Origin of the sequence: Paenibacillus mucilaginosus 3016 (assembly GCF_000250655.1) — a bacterium.
GTDB classification, from domain to species: domain Bacteria; phylum Bacillota; class Bacilli; order Paenibacillales; family NBRC-103111; genus Paenibacillus_G; species Paenibacillus_G mucilaginosus.
On sequence record NC_016935.1, the window covers coordinates 2,504,357 to 2,520,771 of the forward strand.

Annotated in this window: 15 protein-coding genes; all 15 read left to right on the forward strand. The window is 52.9% G+C overall.

The annotated features are described in order from the left end of the window. Nucleotides 1-37: 37 nt before the first annotated feature. The 15 genes from PM3016_RS10905 to PM3016_RS10975 all read left to right on the forward strand — a co-directional run bounded on the left by PM3016_RS10905 (nt 38) and on the right by PM3016_RS10975 (nt 16,389). On the forward strand, nt 38-1,276 hold the full coding sequence (locus tag PM3016_RS10905; protein WP_014369475.1) for an aspartate aminotransferase family protein: 1,239 nt from the start codon (nt 38-40) through the stop codon (nt 1,274-1,276). A gap of 76 nt (nt 1,277-1,352) precedes the next feature. Beyond that, nucleotides 1,353-2,396 carry a zinc-dependent alcohol dehydrogenase gene (locus PM3016_RS10910; RefSeq protein ID WP_013915613.1) on the forward strand — a complete coding sequence of 348 codons (1,044 nt, stop codon included), beginning with the start codon at nt 1,353-1,355 and terminating at the stop codon, nt 2,394-2,396. Between the two features lie 2 nt (nt 2,397-2,398). Next, complete coding sequence (locus PM3016_RS10915) at nt 2,399-3,145, forward strand: HAD family hydrolase (RefSeq protein WP_013915614.1); 747 nt, start codon at nt 2,399-2,401, stop codon at nt 3,143-3,145. After that, on the forward strand, nt 3,142-3,813 hold the full coding sequence (locus PM3016_RS10920) for a nucleoside/nucleotide kinase family protein (protein WP_014369476.1): 672 nt from the start codon (nt 3,142-3,144) through the stop codon (nt 3,811-3,813). The genes PM3016_RS10915 and PM3016_RS10920 overlap by 4 nt, the downstream gene beginning before the upstream one ends. A 332-nt stretch (nt 3,814-4,145) precedes the next feature. Beyond that, nucleotides 4,146-4,979 (forward strand): histidine racemase CntK family protein, encoded by an 834-nt coding sequence (locus PM3016_RS10925; protein WP_014369477.1) that lies wholly within the window; start codon nt 4,146-4,148, stop codon nt 4,977-4,979. 27 nt (nt 4,980-5,006) lie between these two features. Then, the gene (locus tag PM3016_RS10930) at nt 5,007-5,837 is read left to right on the forward strand and encodes a class I SAM-dependent methyltransferase (RefSeq protein ID WP_014369478.1); all 831 of its coding nucleotides are present in this window, start codon (nt 5,007-5,009) and stop codon (nt 5,835-5,837) included. Then, complete coding sequence (locus PM3016_RS10935) at nt 5,824-7,143, forward strand: opine metallophore biosynthesis dehydrogenase (protein ID WP_014650324.1); 1,320 nt, start codon at nt 5,824-5,826, stop codon at nt 7,141-7,143. The genes PM3016_RS10930 and PM3016_RS10935 overlap by 14 nt, the downstream gene beginning before the upstream one ends. Next, entirely contained in the window at nt 7,140-8,738 is a 1,599-nt protein-coding gene (gene cntA / locus PM3016_RS10940; protein WP_014369480.1) for a staphylopine-dependent metal ABC transporter substrate-binding lipoprotein, read from the forward strand. Before PM3016_RS10935 ends, cntA begins: the two co-directional genes overlap by 4 nt. A gap of 24 nt (nt 8,739-8,762) precedes the next feature. After that, the gene (gene opp1B, locus PM3016_RS10945) at nt 8,763-9,695 is read left to right on the forward strand and encodes a nickel/cobalt ABC transporter permease (protein WP_014369481.1); all 933 of its coding nucleotides are present in this window, start codon (nt 8,763-8,765) and stop codon (nt 9,693-9,695) included. A 1-nt stretch (nt 9,696) separates the two neighbouring features. Further along, nucleotides 9,697-10,590, forward strand: a complete 894-nt coding sequence (gene cntC / locus PM3016_RS10950) for a staphylopine uptake ABC transporter permease subunit CntC (protein ID WP_014369482.1) — start codon at nt 9,697-9,699, stop codon at nt 10,588-10,590. Nucleotides 10,591-10,592: 2 nt separating this feature from the next. Further along, complete coding sequence (gene cntD / locus PM3016_RS10955) at nt 10,593-11,417, forward strand: staphylopine uptake ABC transporter ATP-binding protein CntD (protein ID WP_014369483.1); 825 nt, start codon at nt 10,593-10,595, stop codon at nt 11,415-11,417. Next, nucleotides 11,404-12,147 carry an ABC transporter ATP-binding protein gene (locus tag PM3016_RS10960; protein ID WP_014369484.1) on the forward strand — a complete coding sequence of 248 codons (744 nt, stop codon included), beginning with the start codon at nt 11,404-11,406 and terminating at the stop codon, nt 12,145-12,147. Before cntD ends, PM3016_RS10960 begins: the two co-directional genes overlap by 14 nt. Nucleotides 12,148-12,175: 28 nt before the next feature. Then, a complete protein-coding gene (gene cntE / locus PM3016_RS10965) occupies nt 12,176-13,393 on the forward strand; it encodes a staphylopine family metallophore export MFS transporter CntE (RefSeq protein ID WP_014369485.1) in 1,218 nt (405 codons plus the stop codon). 249 nt (nt 13,394-13,642) lie between these two features. After that, entirely contained in the window at nt 13,643-13,987 is a 345-nt protein-coding gene (locus tag PM3016_RS10970; protein ID WP_013915627.1) for an ArsR/SmtB family transcription factor, read from the forward strand. Between the two features lie 44 nt (nt 13,988-14,031). Continuing rightward, on the forward strand, nt 14,032-16,389 hold the full coding sequence (locus PM3016_RS10975; RefSeq protein WP_014369487.1) for a heavy metal translocating P-type ATPase: 2,358 nt from the start codon (nt 14,032-14,034) through the stop codon (nt 16,387-16,389). Nucleotides 16,390-16,415: the final 26 nt, after the last annotated feature.

Here is a 16,415-nt window from a genome sequence, read left to right on the forward strand (position 1 = left end):
TATGCAGCAATTCCAATTCAAATGGAGGATCGAAATAATGCAAACTCTGGTCAAAAGCGTGTTCAAGTACGGCAAGGGCATCAAGCTGATCAACGAGGCCGGCGAAGAATATATCGATGGGGTATCCGGCACCTTCAACCTCTCTCTGGGATATGACCATCCTCATGTTGTAGGTAAGCTGCAGGAGCAGATCGGGAACTTGTCACACATGTCTTCCACCTTTACAGAGCCTTATGTTACCGAAGTGCTGGACCAGCTGCTGGAATATGCACCCCAGGGGATCGACAGCGGGTGGATGCGGGACATCACGGGATCGACAGCCAATGAGTGCGCCGTGAAGATTGCCCAAAAATATACAGGGGCCGACGATGTGGTGAGCGTATTCATGTCACATCACGGGCAGACGCAGTTTACAACCGGATTATCCGGGAATGCGTTTCGCCGGAAGGCCTTCCCGAACGCCTCCGCTGCGAATCATCTGCATGTGCCTCCTCCATACTGCTATCGCTGTCATTATAAATTGACGTATCCCGGCTGCGGCTTCCAGTGTGTGGAAGCGATTGCTGATCATATCGAGTACGGGAGCTCCGGCACAGCGGCCTGCATGATCATCGAACCGATCCTGGGCAACGGGGGGAATATTATTCCGCCGGAAGGTTATTTCAGACAGCTGCGCAAGCTGTGCGACGAACACGGCATGCTCCTGATATCCGACGAGGTGCAGACGGGCATCGGCCGGACGGGCTATATGTTCGCCAGTGAGCTGTTCGGCATGCAGCCGGATATCATTACACTGGCCAAGGGACTCGGGGGGATCGGCATCCCCATTGCGGCCGTGCTGATGCAGTCCCGTCTGAATGTTCTTGAGAAGCATGAGCACTCCTTCACATCGGGAAGCAATCTCGTATCGCTGGCGGCTGCCAAAGCCACGATGGATGTCGTTTCGCAGCCGGGATTCCTGGATGAGGTCAAGCTGAAGGGCGAGATTCTGGGCAGTCTGCTGAACGAGCTGCCGATGAAGTACCGGTGCATCGGTGACGTTCGGGGCATCGGATTGATGTGGGGCCTTGAGATCGTGGATGAGGAGGGAGCACCGGATGTGCGCAGGGCTAATGCCATCATCGATGCGGCCTTCTCCGATCAGCAGCTGATTCTAAGAGGATCGAGATACGGCTTCGGTAACGTAGTCAAGGTCCGTCCGGCCCTGATTGCAACGGATGACGAGCTCGTAGAAATCGTGGAACGGCTGAGCTCCGTTCTTGCCAAAGTGGGGTAGTCCGTTCATTCATGCGCCACAGATTACAGATCCAATAATTAAAATAGTTAAAAATCGTTATCCGGGAGGAATACCAATGCTGTCACTGATTTATAAATCGGAGTGGGATATTGCACTGGAGGAGCGGCCGATTCCGCAGATTCAATCCCAGCATCAAGTGCTGGTTCGAATCCGCGCTACGGGAATATGCGGAACGGATCTAGGCATCATCAGCGGCAAATATCATGCTAAGCCGTCGATCATCTTAGGGCATGAGTCCGCAGGTGACGTCGTGGAGGTCGGCAGCGGAGTGACGACCTTGAAGCCCGGCGACAGGGTTGTGATCGATCCCACCTACTACTGCGGGCAGTGTGCGAAGTGCCGGACGGGAAGGCAAAACCACTGTATGCACAAGGGCGTGACCGAGACGGGCGTGAGCAGTGATGGAACCTTCACGGACTACTATGTGACCGAGGATCGCTTCCTGTATAAGCTGGCAGATCACACAACCTACGAGGAAGCGACCATGACCGAACCGCTGAGCTGCATTTTAACGGGGATCAATCAAATTCAGCTGCTGCCGAATTTCCGCACCTTGGTATTGGGGGCCGGCCCCATAGGCATGCTGTACAGCTATGCACTGGCATCCAAGGGCGTCACCGGAACGATTGTGGAAATTTCCGCAGAGCGCAGGGATATTGCCAGATCCGTTGCCCCACAGGGATGGGATGTGCAGCATTCGCTCGGGGACGCGGTTCGGCTTCATTCTCCGGAGGACGGGCAGGTAGACTTGATTGTAGATACGACCGGGCTGCTCGCTACACCGTCCATTGCCCATCTGGCCCATGGAGGGTATCTCATGCTGGTCGGACTTCGTGATGGGGAATCGACCTTCAATCCCAAGGAGATTGTGGACCGCAGTCTGAAGATCATTGGCTCCATAGATTCGCTGGGCACCTTCGCGACAGCCCATTATCTGATTGAACAGGGTATCGTCCCCGCGAAGAAACTTATTACGCATGCCTTCCCCGTCACGGATTATAGCGAGGCTTTTGCCGTGCTCGGCTGCGATCTCAAGGGCCGTCTGTTAAAAGCCGACTCTACAGCGGTCAAGGTCGTACTGCATTCCGGAGGTGCGTGATCGTGGCCATTCGAGCAATCACGCTGGACCTCTGGGACACATTGTATCACGATTGTCCGGTTAGGGACGGCATCCGCAGACGGCGGCGGGAGGAGCTCATTCATCAGAGGCTGTATGAGCTCGGTTACGCAGTAGAGCGGGCACGACTGAACGCGGCAATCCGCCGGGCAGCGGATACGAGCAGGAAGCAGTGGGACGAGGAGTACTATACTCCGGGTGCGCAGGAGCGGCTGCTGTTCACATTAGCTCATATGCAGATCGCCCTGTCACCGAATGAACTGATCCGTCTCTCGGAGGAGGTGGCCGAGATCGGCTGCTCTTATCCGCCGCTGCCCTTTGAGGAGACGAAGAAGACGATTGCGGAACTGGCATGCGTCTTCCCATTGGCGATCATTTCGGATACCGGTCAGACATCAGGGGACGCTCTGCGGCGGGTGCTGCAGCGGGACGGCCTGCTGGATTATTTCAAGGTGCTGACATTTTCCGACGAAACGGGAGCCTCCAAACCGCATGCCCGGGCATTCGTTCTCACACTGGAGAAGCTTGGCGTATCTCCCGGTGAGGCCGTTCATATCGGGGATCATGAGACCAAGGATTGCTTGGGCGCTCTGAACGCCGGCATGCGTACCATCCATCTGGCGCCTCGTCCCTCCCCATCTCTCGAGCCGAACAGCGGGTATTATCATCTGGAGGGGATCGGGCAGGTGCCCGGGCTTCTGAGCTCACTGTCCGTAGAGGCCGGGCGATGAAACAGCTCGAATTCGGGCACCTGCTGGAGGAGCTCCTGCGGAGGCACGAGGAGAGGAAGAAGGAGAACCGTCACTTGCTGGTGTGCATCTCCGGCATTGACGCCTCGGGGAAATCGACTCTGGCGTACCGGCTGCAGGCTGGCCTGCAGGAGAAGGGGGCTGCCGTACTTCCCGTTTCGGGAGATGATTTTTTCTTCAAGCGGGAAGTGCGATACCAAAACCCGGACCCGGCTCTCGGATATTACCGGGAATCCTGTGATTACGAGAAGCTGTTCGGGGAACTGCTGCTGCCGCTCAGGGATGGGGGAGCCGTTCACAGAACCTTGATTCTCGTGGACTGGGAATCGAATGAGTATCGTGAAGCAATCTATACCGTAAGTGAACCCGCCATAGTCCTTGTTGAGGGGGTATTCCTGCTGCGCAGGGATTTACCCGATGTGTTCGATTACAAGGTGTGGGTCCATGCCACATTCCGGACTGGTGTCAAAAGGGCGTGCAGCCGGGATCGGGACCTGCAGTATTATGGATCGGTGAAGGCCATCCGGGAGCGGTACTTGAAGCGGCTGTACCGGGGGCAGCTGCTGCATCTGAAACAGGACCACCCATGGGAGCGGTGTGAGGGCATCGTATTTACGCAGCAGTGTCTCGACTTGTCTTTTCTTCATTAAATACAGACCTCCCTGAGGGGCCCGAATACGGCTGGGAGGCTCAATCCCTAGAGCGGCAGGAGAAGAGATGCAGATCTCGATTCCCGCCGCTTTTCTATGTGAAGGGGACGGGATAGCAGAACGCAATCATAAGTTGTAATTATTACGAATATATAGGAGTGGGGGTAACGTTTGTCCATTTTGAACGAAGCATGCAGTCCGAACGTTTAAAGGTAAAGGGTGGAAAAATTAGGATTGACGGTAATGCAAATTATGGATATAATCCTAATCGTAACTATTACTATTAGTGATGGGCAGGGAGATCTTATAAACTATGTCGAGAGGGTATTGTGATGAAACGGGAAATCAATTTTATCAAATGTAATCCCACACAAAATATGACCATTCTTGTGAAAACGGATCACCCGGCTGAAGAGTACAGGCATATCGCATCCAAAATTATGGCCTATGACAGCGTGTATGCCGAACAGGTAGGATTTATCGTCAAGCCGAATGGGCATGAGGCTGCAGCCCATTTGCACATGGCCGGCGGCGAGTTTTGCGGGAATGCCTGCATGGCACTGGCCGCTTATCTCGTATCGGAGAATGACTGTAACCCTAACGATTTGACGGAAATCATGATCGAAGCTTCGGGGACCGATCGGTTGGTCTCTTGTCAGGTGAAGAAAAGGGAGGATGACTATCACTGTCAAATCGCGATGCCTGTTCCTAACAAGATTGAGCAGCGAACCATAACGTACGAGGGTATGGATTTGGATATTGTGATTGTGAGGTATCCCGACTTTATTCACATTGTGATGGAAGTGGAGCAGGTTAACGAGGCCGTGAGAGACAGGGCGCAATCCTTAGCGAAGCTGCTGGGCGTCACGCTGGGGGCGAATTTGATCGGCATCCTGTTGTACAATGCCGGCACCGGTGAACTGGCTCCGCTCATTTATGTTCCGCTGATCGACAGCATGATTTGGGAAAGAGGCTGCGGCTCGGGCACTGCGTCGGTGGGAGCTTATTTGGCATGGAAACATCGAGGAGCCATTACAGCACCCATCAAGCAGCCCGGCGGCACCATACAAGTCACTGCCCAATTTGATCATGAAGAGATAACAGGACTCGCCATCGAAGGAGTTGTTGGGATCGTTGCGGAAGGCAAAGCCTATGTAGATGTGTAGTCATTCCATTTGAATCGGAGGGTAAGTATGAAGACGAAGACACAAGACCATGTCAAATTCATTTTATCTGAATATGCAGAGCAATTCATCACCTTAGCCGGGCAGTATGACGGTACCGTCCATTCCTGCTTGGAGCTGGAGAGGGTTATAGATCAATACTCCGCCTTTATTACAAATGAAGCTAACCAAGAAGTTTGGGAAGAGATCCATCGGGATGAATCCGGCGATATGAATCAACTCGCTGCGGACCTGCGGAGACACTCTGCAAGATGCGTGGGGATCATGGAGAAATATCGTGCTTTGAAGCTGCTTGGTGGAAACGCGGAAATGACGGATTATTTTCAAAATATAGAATCCTGCATTGAAGAAGAGTTCGGAGGATTCCGGCTGACTGCGGAGTCCAAAGTATTGATGATCGGCTCAGGCGCCTTTCCCATGACGCCATTGTTCATAGCTAAGCGTACAGGTGCGGCCGTGGTCGGTATCGATATTGACGAGGAAGCTATCAAGCTTGGACGGCGTGTTGTAGACAAACTGGGGAGCGGGCTGCCGATCACGCTGGCCAAAGTATATGTGGAAAACCTGGAATACACGAAGGAAGCGACCCATATCATTTTCAGCTCAACGGTTGAGAGTAAGTACGATCTGCTTAGGCAGCTGCATCCCATCACGAATGAAGAAGTGGTCGTGGCGATGAGATATGGAGACCGGCTGAAGTCTCTGTTCAACTACCCCATGAAAGCCGTGGATGCGCACAAATGGAGGCTGGCAGAAGTGCTGTTGCGTCCTGATCATGTGTTTGATATCGCCCTGTATACCAAAGCACCGTCAGGAGGTTCCTATGATGAGCAGCTTTAACCGTGTCTTGATTCTGGGAACGGGTCCTGCCTCCGTACAGCTTGCGGTTACGCTGAAAAACAAGTGGAACTGCTGCATAGGCATTGCGGGGCGGGAGTCGGTCCGTTCCGAACCGTTCTTCACGGCACTTGATGAAAGCGGCCGGCGTGTTCGTGCAGACATCCAAAATGAAAAGCATCAGGCGATGCAGGGCGAATGTATCGTGGATCATGTGTTTCAGGGATACGGGACCATTACGGGAGAATGGGATACCCTGATACTCGCGGTCACGACGGATGCTTATGTTGCCGTCCTGAAACAAATCCATGGTGAGCTGTTGAAGCGGGTCAGGTGCATGCTGCTGTTATCTCCGACCTTCGGTTCAAACCGTCTGGTGCGCCATTATATGAACGGCATTCAATCCTCCGCCGAGATCATCAGCTTCTCTACCTACTCATGCGCTACACGCTGGGCGGGGCCAAGACCTTCCCATCAGGTGATCACAACGGCCGTGAAGAAAAAGGTATTTATCGGCTCTACGCACGGCCGTTCTCCAGCGATCGAAAGCCTATGCGGGCTCTATGAAAAGCTGGGCACAACGCTGGAGGTGATGGATTCGCCAATGGAGGCGGAGTCCAGGAATATCTCGTTATATGTCCACCCTCCGCTGTTTATGAATGAGATCTCGCTTGGGGCTGTATTCGGAGAAGACGTCACCCAAAAGTATGTGTATAAAATGTTTCCGGAGGGTCCCATCACGCAATATTTAATTCGCGACATGCTTGCGGCGTGGAAAGAAATGATGAGTATACTTGAACAATTGCATTTCGAGGGCATCAATTTACTCAAGTTCATGACGGACGATAATTATCCGGTGAGATTGGAAAGCTTGTCGCGTCATGATATCGAGCATTTCACGGAGCTCGAGACGATTCATCAAGAATATTTGCTGTATATCCGGTACACCTCGTTGTTGATCGACCCTTTCTCGGAGCCGGATCAGGAGGGAAGATATTTTGATTTTTCCGCTGTTCCGATCCGGTCCATATTCGTGGACAGGGAAGGGTACTGGGATATTCCGCGAATGCCCAAGGAGGATTATTACCGGATCAAGATCATCCAAGGAATCGCAAGGCATTTGAACGTGAGCTGCCCGACCATCGACAAGTTCATCTCAGCGTACGAGGGGAAATTGGAGGCAGTGGCTCAAGCCCGCAAGGGCGAGTTGTTGTCCGATGCCTTTGTCATACAAGACTTTGCCGAAGATGTGAAGATGATATGCCATGAAATGGAGAACCAGATTGAGCTGTCGGGGGAACTTACATGAGAAGACGTTGGGTCACTGTAATAACGGTAATTATGGTATGTGCTGCACTGCTCGCAGGCTGCGGCGGCACGCAAACGGGCTCCAAGGAGTCCCCGAAAGAGCTGGTGTACGCTTCGGCGAAAGACATTAATGATATGAATCCTCATGTGTATACGGGCTCGAATCCGGCACAAGGGGTGGTCTATGAGTCGCTGGTTGAGAATACCGAAGAAGGCTTCAAGCCGCTGCTCGCCGAATCCTGGGAAATCTCCGGCGATGGAAAAGTATACACATTCCATCTGCGCAAAGATGTGAAGTTCCATGATGGCGAGCCCTTTAACGCGGAAGCCGTGAAGAAGAATATCGAGGCTGTGCAGAGGAATGCGGCGAAGCATGCCTGGATCAAGCTTTCAACCAAAATCGTAAGCTGCAATGTGATCGACACGCATACGGTTCAACTGGTTCTCTCGGAAGCGTATTATCCTGCTTTGCTTGAGCTGTCCTTCACCAGACCTTATGTGTTCATCTCGCCCAACCATTTCAAGGACGGGGAGACCAAAAACGGCGTGAATGGCTACAGCGGAACAGGACCCTATAAGCTTACGGAACATAAAGTCGATCAGTATGCCGTATTTGAAGCTAATGAAGGCTACTGGGGCGGTGCCCCGAAGATCAAGAAATTGACGGCCAAGGTTCTGCCCGCCGGGGAAACGACCTTCCTCGCCATGAAAAAGGGAGAAGTGAACTTCTTATTCACGGATGATCGGGGCACCGACAGCATTGATGTGGAAGCGATGACGAAACTGGCGGATTCAGGCGGATATCAAATCGTGAGAAGCAAACCGATGAATACGAAAATGATCGTAGCCAACAGCAGCAAGACGAACAGTCCGGTCCATGAAACGGCTGTGCGTCAGGCGATCTGGCATGTGATTGACCGGGAGACCATCAGCAAGCAAATCTTCAAAGGCACCGAACCGGCGGCGTATACCCTGTTTTCTGCGAATGTCAAATACGCCGATGTCGACTTGAAGAAGCAAGGCTATGATCCGGAAGCAGCCCAGAAGCTGCTGGAGCAGGCCGGCTGGGTTCTTGGCAGCGGTCAAGAGGTAAGAACGAAGAACGGCAGCAAGCTGTCGATGAAGCTGTATTATGATTCCAATTCGTCCTCCCAGAAAACACAAGCGGAATTGATTCAGCATGCCGCGAAAAAAATCGGGATTCAGCTTGAGCTTGCCGGCGAGCAGTCGACTTCCATCGCGAAGCGCAGAGCTACAGGCGATTATGATCTGTTGTTCAATCAAACCTGGGGACTGGCGTATGATCCGCAGAGCACCATTGCCGCCTTTACTTCCGACTCTTCTTATTTGCATACGACGAAGGGCATTGCGAGGGCAAACGAGCTTTACCAGAAGATTACTCAGGTTACAGCAGCCATGGATGAGAACGTCCGCAAGTCGTTATATGCGGACATCTTGAGAATCGTTCATGAAGAGGCGGTCTTTATTCCCATTACCAATGGCAGTGTCACGATTGTCGCCCCCAACACGCTGCAGGACATCGGATTTAAGCAGTCTCAATTTGAGCTGCCTTTTGAGAAGATGCACTTCCAATAGATAAAATTGAAAATGGAGAATGGTATGGGCTGGTATATTACCAAACGGGGATTATTATCGGTCCCCATGATTGTCATCATCTCATTCTTGACCTTTGTTCTCATCAACCTGTCTCCCCAGGACCCGGCCGAGGTGGTGCTGCAGGCGCAGGGCGTCCCCCAAATTACAAAGGAACTGATTGCGCAGACCCGAGCGGAGCTCGGGATGGATCGGCCGTTCCTGACCCGGTACTTCCATTGGCTGACGGCATGCCTGCAGCTCAATTTTGGGAATTCGTACGTGACCGGGGAGCCTGTCTGGGCGCTGCTCGGCCCCGCCTTTTCGAACACATTCAAGCTGACGCTTGTTTCGGTCATTGCTATGATTGCATTGTCCATTGTACTGGGGGTTATGTGCGCATTGAAGGAAGGAGGCTTAATGGATCAATCGGTTAGGGGCGTTTCCTTTTTCCTGACCTCCATGCCGTCCTATTTACTTGCTGCACTGATGATCTGGTATTTCTCGGTGAAGCTGGATTTGCTGCCGACAAGCGGGATGGAGTCGTACCCAAGCTATGTGCTGCCGGTGACGATCATCGCAGTCAATTATGCGGGCATTTACTTTCGAATTGTCAGAAGCTCGATGATAAGCAATCTACACGAAGACTACGTTCTGTACGGAAGGGCCTGCGGCTTACCGGAGAGGAAGATCACGATCCATATGGTACGCAATTCATTACAGGTTGCCGTTTCCGTATTTTGTATGGCGGTACCCATTATTCTAGGCAGCACGGTCGTTGTGGAAAATATGTTTGCTTGGCCGGGTTTAGGCAGTCTGAGCGTAAAAGCAATTCTAAGCAGGGATTTCCCGATGATCCAGGCCTATGTATTGGTTCTGGCCGTCTCTTTTGTGCTGTTCAACACCGTCTCCGACATGGTTAATGCGGCGATGAACCCGAGAGTAAGAAGGGATCTCTAGAATGAGCATGTTGAAACGGATACTGAAAGATAAGCTGGCTGCGGTTTCCTTATCCATCGTTGTAATCACGATTATGGTCGGGATCTTCGCCCCTTGGTTTGCGCCGCATGATCCGCATGAAGTCCATATGGAGCTGAGATATGCAGCCCCTACAGGGGAATACTTGCTGGGCAACGATCACCTGGGCCGCTGCGTTTTGTCCCGATTGATATTTGGCATTCGCCCCAGCGTGCTCTGGGTGTTCGTCGCGTTGGTATTGTCCGTAGGGGTGGGAGCGATTCTCGGGTTTATCGCAGGCTATTTCCGGGGGAGAACGGATGCGGTTCTCATGAGAATATGCGATGTGATGCTTTCGTTCCCGGGATATGTCATGACTCTGGCCCTTATCGGCATGCTCGGTGTAGGTCTTCAGAATATTTTGATTGCGTTTGTGTTGAGCAAGTGGGCCTGGTTCGCCCGGGTCATCCGGACATCGGTCATGCAGGCAGCGGAATCTGATTATGTCAAGTTTTCCCAAGCGATCGGTGCCGGTCATCTGAGCATTATGGTGAGGCACATTGTGCCGGTATCCCTCCCGGACATTGCAGTGATTTCCAGCAGCTCCTTTGGTTCGATGGTCCTGCAAATCTCCGGCTTTTCTTTTCTCGGATTAGGCATTCAAGCTCCCCACGCAGAATGGGGAATGATGCTGAACGAGGCCAGGGAAGTGATGTTCTCGAGGCCGGAGATCATGCTCGCGCCCGGCTTAACGATCATCATGGTCGTATCGGCCATCAACTTCTTGTCCGATGCGCTTCAGGTTGCTTTGGATCCGAAGCTGATGACCTCCAAGGGCAAGCTGCAGGCGGATGCGGCCGCCTTGGAGGCGAGGCTTCCAGGGAAAGAGGTGGCTTAACCTTGACACACCTGTTAGAGGTTGCCAATTTGAAGATTTGGGACAGCGGCACGGGCAAAGTGATCGTCCCCGGCAGCTCTTTTCATGTCAAGCAAGGAAGCTGTCTGGCCATTGTCGGGGAAAGCGGCAGCGGCAAATCGGTGACATGCAGAGCCATAATGAGGTTGAACAAAACCCGACTTCGCCAATCCGGAGACATTGTATTCAAAGGGGAAAACCTGGCCGATCTCCCGGAGAGCGAAATGAGAAAGAAGAGGGGAAAGCAGCTGTGCATGATCCTGCAGAATGGCATGCGCGCCTTTGACCCTTCTTGTGTGGTGGGCGTGCATCTCAAGGAGACGCTTCACCAGCATTTTGGCTGGAGCAAGGATGAAGCTGTGACCCATATGAAGCTTGCCATGGCCAGCGTGATGCTGAAAAACCCGCTCGAGGTGATGAACAAGTATCCCCATCAGCTGTCGGGCGGCATGCTGCAGCGGGTGATGATTGCGCTGGCGATGGTGCTGGAGCCCGACATCCTCATTGCGGATGAGCCGACAACAGCCCTGGATACGATCTCGCAATACGAGGTCGTCGAACAGTTTCTTCAGCTGCGGGAACGAATGGGCTGTTCGATGATTTTCATTTCCCACGACTTGGGGGTTGTGAAGAAAATAGCCGATGAAGTACTGGTCATGAAAGACGGAGTCATTGTGGAAAAAGGGACTACCCGGGCCATATTCACTGAAGCAGAGCATGAATACACCCGTTATCTGGTGTCCACGAAGCAGGCGCTGAATCATCATTTTAGGCGGTTGATGGGAGGCGTTGGCCTTGCTGAGCGTTAAAGGCGTAGAGAAGTTCTATAAAAAGGGCGGATTCTTCTCCAGGGAGAGGCAGCATGTACTGAAGAACATCAGCTTCGAGTGCAGCCAGGGCGAATGTCTCGGCGTGATCGGAGAGAGCGGCAGCGGCAAATCCACACTAGGGCGCTTGATTCTGGGGATTGAACAGCCGGATCAGGGAGAGATTCGGTTCGAGGGAGCGAACGTGACAGGCAGGAGAGCGAGATCGGGGAGCATCAGCGCCGTATTCCAGGACTACACGTCTTCCATGAATCCGTTCTTCACGGTAGAAGAAGTGATCAAGGAGCCGTTGCGTTTACTGAAGATGAGCAAGCAGGATATGCACGACAAGATAGATGTTTTATTGAATCAGGTAGGTTTGAGCCCGTCTTACCGCCCAAAATATCCGCACGAGCTCTCCGGCGGAGAGGCTCAAAGGGTCAGCCTTGCGAGGGCCGTTGCTGCAGAGCCGAAATTGATATTGCTGGATGAAGCCGTCAGCTCCTTGGACGGGTCGGTTCAGCTCCAGGTGCTGGACCTGCTCAAAAGCTTGAGGAGGATCTACGGCATGAGTTATATCTTCATCACGCATGACATTCAGGCAGCAGCTTATCTATGCGATACCGTCATGATCATTCGCGACGGGCAGATCGAAGAGAAGGTCAGGATAGAACAATTAAAGGACGTTCAGTCCGCTTATGCCAAGAAACTGCTGCAGATGATCATTGCCTAGAGGATGGAGAAAAAGGAGGAGCAAACTTGTGAGTGGAGCACTATCCTGGCCATTTTTGCGGCTGTATTTATTGACACTGTCCTATTTTAGCGCCAATTCAATATTGAATGTGATCATCCCTTTGCAGGGGAAATCGCTCGGAGCCACCAATACGGGCATCGGGATCATCATGGGGGCCTACTTGTTTACAGCCATGTTCTTCCGGCCGTGGGCAGGCCAAATGATTCAAAAGTATGGACCCATCAAAGTGCTGCGTACGATTCTGATCCTCAATGGATTGGCATTGATCCTGTATACGTTTAGCGGACTCGAGGGCTATTTCGCTGCCCGCGTGATGCAGGGGGTGTGTACGGCCTTCTTCTCGATGGCACTGCAGCTGGGCATCATTGATGCGCTGCCGGATAAGGATCGTTCGCAGGGGATCTCGCTCTATTCGTTGTGCGCTTATATGCCGGGGATTGTGGGACCGCTGCTGGCGTTAGGCATTTGGCAGGCTGGGGATAGGGGAGCCTTCACGATGGTCATGATCGCGCTCGCCCTATTCACTGGACTTGTCGGCTATAGTGCCAGGATGGACCACAAAGAGACAGCTCAACCTGCTCCCGAACAGCCGAAGCAGGGAGCGGGTATGCTGAAGTCCATTGGCCAGTTAACCAGCAATCCGTATTTGTTTACATGCAGCGTCCTGATGCTGACGGCTTCCATGGTGTTCGGCTCGGTGACGACCTTCATTCCGCTGTACGCCGGACAAATCCAAGGGGGGCATGCGGGAATTTATCTTATGCTTCAGGCAGGCACCCTGGTCCTGGCCCGGTTTACACTGCGGAAGAAGATTCCTTCGGACGGCAGATGGCACTCTTCTTTTATTATGGGCATCATGCTCATGGTAGCCGCGGCGGCGCAAAGTGTCAGCTTTTCCATGATGGGCGGAGCTGTGTTTTTCTATGTCGGTGCCGTTTTGATGGGGATGGCTCAGGCGGTTCTCTATCCTACGCTGACCACTTATTTGTCTTTTGTGTTACCCCAGGCGAGCCGCAATATGTTCATCGGATTATTCGTAGCTACGGCTGACTTAGGCGTTTCGCTGGGAGGGGTTCTCATGGGGCCGATTGCGGATCTAACCTCCTATTCCTCCATGTATATGATTTGCGCTATGCTGGGCGCGTCGATGATTCTGTTCGCTTATGTCCGCCGCAGCAAGTTAGTCGATAGGAGTGGAGAGAAGATCGTTGAATCCATAAGGTAAGAACAAGGGGAAGGAGCGGCGGCATGGAGAGGTCCGCCGATATTGGCGAGAGATATACATACAAAAGGACGGGCTGCGGCGGCGGCTCGTCCTTTTGCTTATTCAGAGAGGCTGGGGCTCCGGTACTTATTCCCACCTGGCACTCCCCGGATGTAATCCGTTCCTTTGCCTGATTGACCTTCATATTAAGTAATGCTAATATGATAAAACAAAGACGTATTAAAATTTAATAATATGAGGAGAGCCCGCATGGAGCACCTTGAAATAACGGCGAAGTTCATCCGCGGTTTTGCAGACAAGACGAGACTTCAAATTCTTCATTCGCTGATGCGTAAGGAAAAAACAGTATCCGAACTGGTGGAAGAGATCGGCGTTGCCCAATCCCGGGCCTCTCAGCATTTGGCCTGCCTTCGTGACTGCGGCATTGTGGAGGGCAGACAGGAGGGGAAGTTTGTCTATTATTCCATCAAGGGGGAGGAGATCATCCGGCTTCTTCAGATGTTCGAGACCGCTTTGAAGCCGGTTGAATCCTTGGTGGCTTGTTGTGAGACGGTAGAGGAATTAACCTGTACACCTGCAATACGTAAAGAGTGAGCTGCTTAGATCCGCGCGCGGCTTGCTGGAATGGGGGGAGTAGGATGAAAGACAATGAAACCGTCGAGACGGGCAAGAAGGAAGCTAAGAATCCGCCGGCCTTCAAGAAAAGCTTGGACTTCACAGTGACCGCTACCTCGTCGCCCAAGGCCGGTGACTCTTGCTGCTCGAATGCGAATCAGGGCTCATCCGCATGCTGTGAAGAGGATCATTGCTCTTCGATGTCCGGAGAGAACGCCGGCGTATATGAGCGAATCCCGCAGGAGCGCCGGAAGCCTGGGGATCAGGCTGAAGCCATGGAACCGAATGGGAGCATCCGGAGTTATCGAATTGAAGGCATGGACTGCAGTTCTTGTGCACTGACCCTGGAGAATCACCTGAAGGAAAAACCCTATGTGAAGTCCGTAAGTGTCCATTTCTCCAGTGCTACGATGAAGATTGACCACGGGAATGAGGTTACGGACATCGTACGAGAGGTGGATAAACTTGGCTATAAAGCCTCCCTCATCACGAAGCGCCGCGGCCAAGTCGAATTGCAGCCGGCCAAGGGAGCTTCATCGGTACCCCTGCTGTCCGGCGCTCTTCTCGCATTAGGTTATTTAGGATCCCTTGCCGGCGTCACCGCGTGGCTGACCATGGCGTTATATGCGGTATCCATGATGATCGCGGGCTATAAGCCGGCCAAGAGCGCATTTTATGCCGTACAAAGCAGGTCTTTGGACATGAATGTGCTCATGACGGCTGCCGCCCTGGGAGCTGCATTCATCGGAGAGTGGCTGGAAGGAGCCACGGTCGTATGGTTGTTTGCGGTTGGCAATATGCTGCAGACAAGGTCCATTGACAAGACAAGGAACACCCTTCGGAGCCTGATGGATCTAACCCCGGATGACGCATGGCTGAAAACCGACTCCGGTCTTGCCCGAAAGCCGGTTGAGGCAATCTCGGCAGGTGATCGGATCGTTGTGAAGCCGGGTGAGAAGATTCCCTTGGACGGTGTAGTGCTCGAGGGGCTGTCCATGGTTAATCAGGCACCGATTACCGGCGAATCTGTTCCTGTAGACAAGGAGCCTGGCAGCATCGTGTATGCCGGATCGCTCAATGCCAATGGATCTCTTGAGATCCGGGTAACCAAGCCGGCCGATGATACGGCCGTTGCCAGAATTATTCACATGGTGGAGGAAGCCCAGGATAAGAAAGCCCCCACACAAACCTTTGTGGATCAATTTGCCCGAATCTACACCCCTGTCGTGTTTATATTGGCCTTGTTGATCATGTTTGTACCGCCCTGGTTTGCCGTCGGATCCTGGTCGGAATGGTTTTATCGGGGGCTGGAGCTGCTTGTTGTCGCTTGCCCGTGTGCGCTGGTCATTTCAACCCCGGTTGCCATCGTTTCGGCTATCGGCAACGCTGCGAGGCAGGGCGTTTTGATTAAGGGGGGCTCCTCTCTTGAGATGGCAGGGAAGATCGACGCGGTGGCATTTGACAAAACGGGAACGCTGACCGAAGGCAAGCCCAAGGTATCCTATGTGACGGGCTTCGGCATACCGGAAGAGGAAGTGGTCTCCATAGCGAGAACCATCGAGGAGCATTCCAGGCATCCGATTGCGAGTGCGATCATGGAATATGCGAAGGAACAACAAATTCGTCCGCTTTCCGGCGAATCGTATCAAGCTATCGCGGGCAAAGGCGCGCAGGCATCCATTAACGGAAAGCCGTATTTTGCCGGGAACGCCAGGCTGTTTCAGGAAGATCTGCATCTCTCTCTTGCTCCTATAGCAGCGATATTGTCAGAACTTCAACGCTCCGGGAATACGCTGGTTATTATAGGTACGGATCAAGAGCTTCTGGGGATCATTGCCGTTTCGGATACCATCCGTCCGGTGACAGCCGCGGCGATTAGTAAATTAAAAGCTGCAGGGATCCGGCAGACGGTCATGCTTACGGGGGATCATGAAGGCACAGCCGCTAAAATCTCGAAGCAAGCCGGAGTGGATCGGTACTTGGCCGGACTGCTTCCGGAGGATAAGGTGGAAGGGTTGCGGCAACTGCAGCACGAAGGTTATACAATCGCTATGGTGGGCGACGGAATCAACGATGCGCCAGCCTTGGCGTCTGCCGATTTAGGTATTGCCATGGGGGGAGCCGGCACCGATACCGCCATGGAGACCGCTGATATCGTACTCATGGCGGATAATTTGGAGCGGCTGCCCTACACGGTGGAGTTAAGCAGAAAGGCCCTGGCCATCATCAAGCAGAATATCTGGTTTTCCCTGATCGTTAAGGCAGCTGCCTTATTGCTGATCTTCCCGGGGTGGCTTACCTTGTGGATTGCTGTACTCAGTGATACCGGTGCAGCCCTTATTGTCATTTTGAACAGCATGCGGCTCCTGCGTATGAAGTAAGGAAGAGCCTCCTTCACCAGAAGGGG

Bases quoted from the DNA above. Each gene is read 5' to 3' on its own strand.
- PM3016_RS10970 (WP_013915627.1), top strand. From the start codon at position 13,643: ATGGAGCACCTTGAAATAACGGCGAAGTTCATCCGCGGTTTTGCAGAC.
- PM3016_RS10920 (WP_014369476.1), top strand. From the start codon at position 3,142: ATGAAACAGCTCGAATTCGGGCACCTGCTGGAGGAGCTCCTGCGGAGG.
- PM3016_RS10925 (WP_014369477.1), top strand. From the start codon at position 4,146: ATGAAACGGGAAATCAATTTTATCAAATGTAATCCCACACAAAATATG.
- PM3016_RS10905 (WP_014369475.1), top strand. From the start codon at position 38: ATGCAAACTCTGGTCAAAAGCGTGTTCAAGTACGGCAAGGGCATCAAG.
- PM3016_RS10975 (WP_014369487.1), top strand. From the start codon at position 14,032: ATGAAAGACAATGAAACCGTCGAGACGGGCAAGAAGGAAGCTAAGAAT.
- cntC (WP_014369482.1), top strand. From the start codon at position 9,697: ATGAGCATGTTGAAACGGATACTGAAAGATAAGCTGGCTGCGGTTTCC.
- PM3016_RS10910 (WP_013915613.1), top strand. From the start codon at position 1,353: ATGCTGTCACTGATTTATAAATCGGAGTGGGATATTGCACTGGAGGAG.
- opp1B (WP_014369481.1), top strand. From the start codon at position 8,763: ATGGGCTGGTATATTACCAAACGGGGATTATTATCGGTCCCCATGATT.
- PM3016_RS10930 (WP_014369478.1), top strand. From the start codon at position 5,007: ATGAAGACGAAGACACAAGACCATGTCAAATTCATTTTATCTGAATAT.
- PM3016_RS10935 (WP_014650324.1), top strand. From the start codon at position 5,824: ATGAGCAGCTTTAACCGTGTCTTGATTCTGGGAACGGGTCCTGCCTCC.
- cntA (WP_014369480.1), top strand. From the start codon at position 7,140: ATGAGAAGACGTTGGGTCACTGTAATAACGGTAATTATGGTATGTGCT.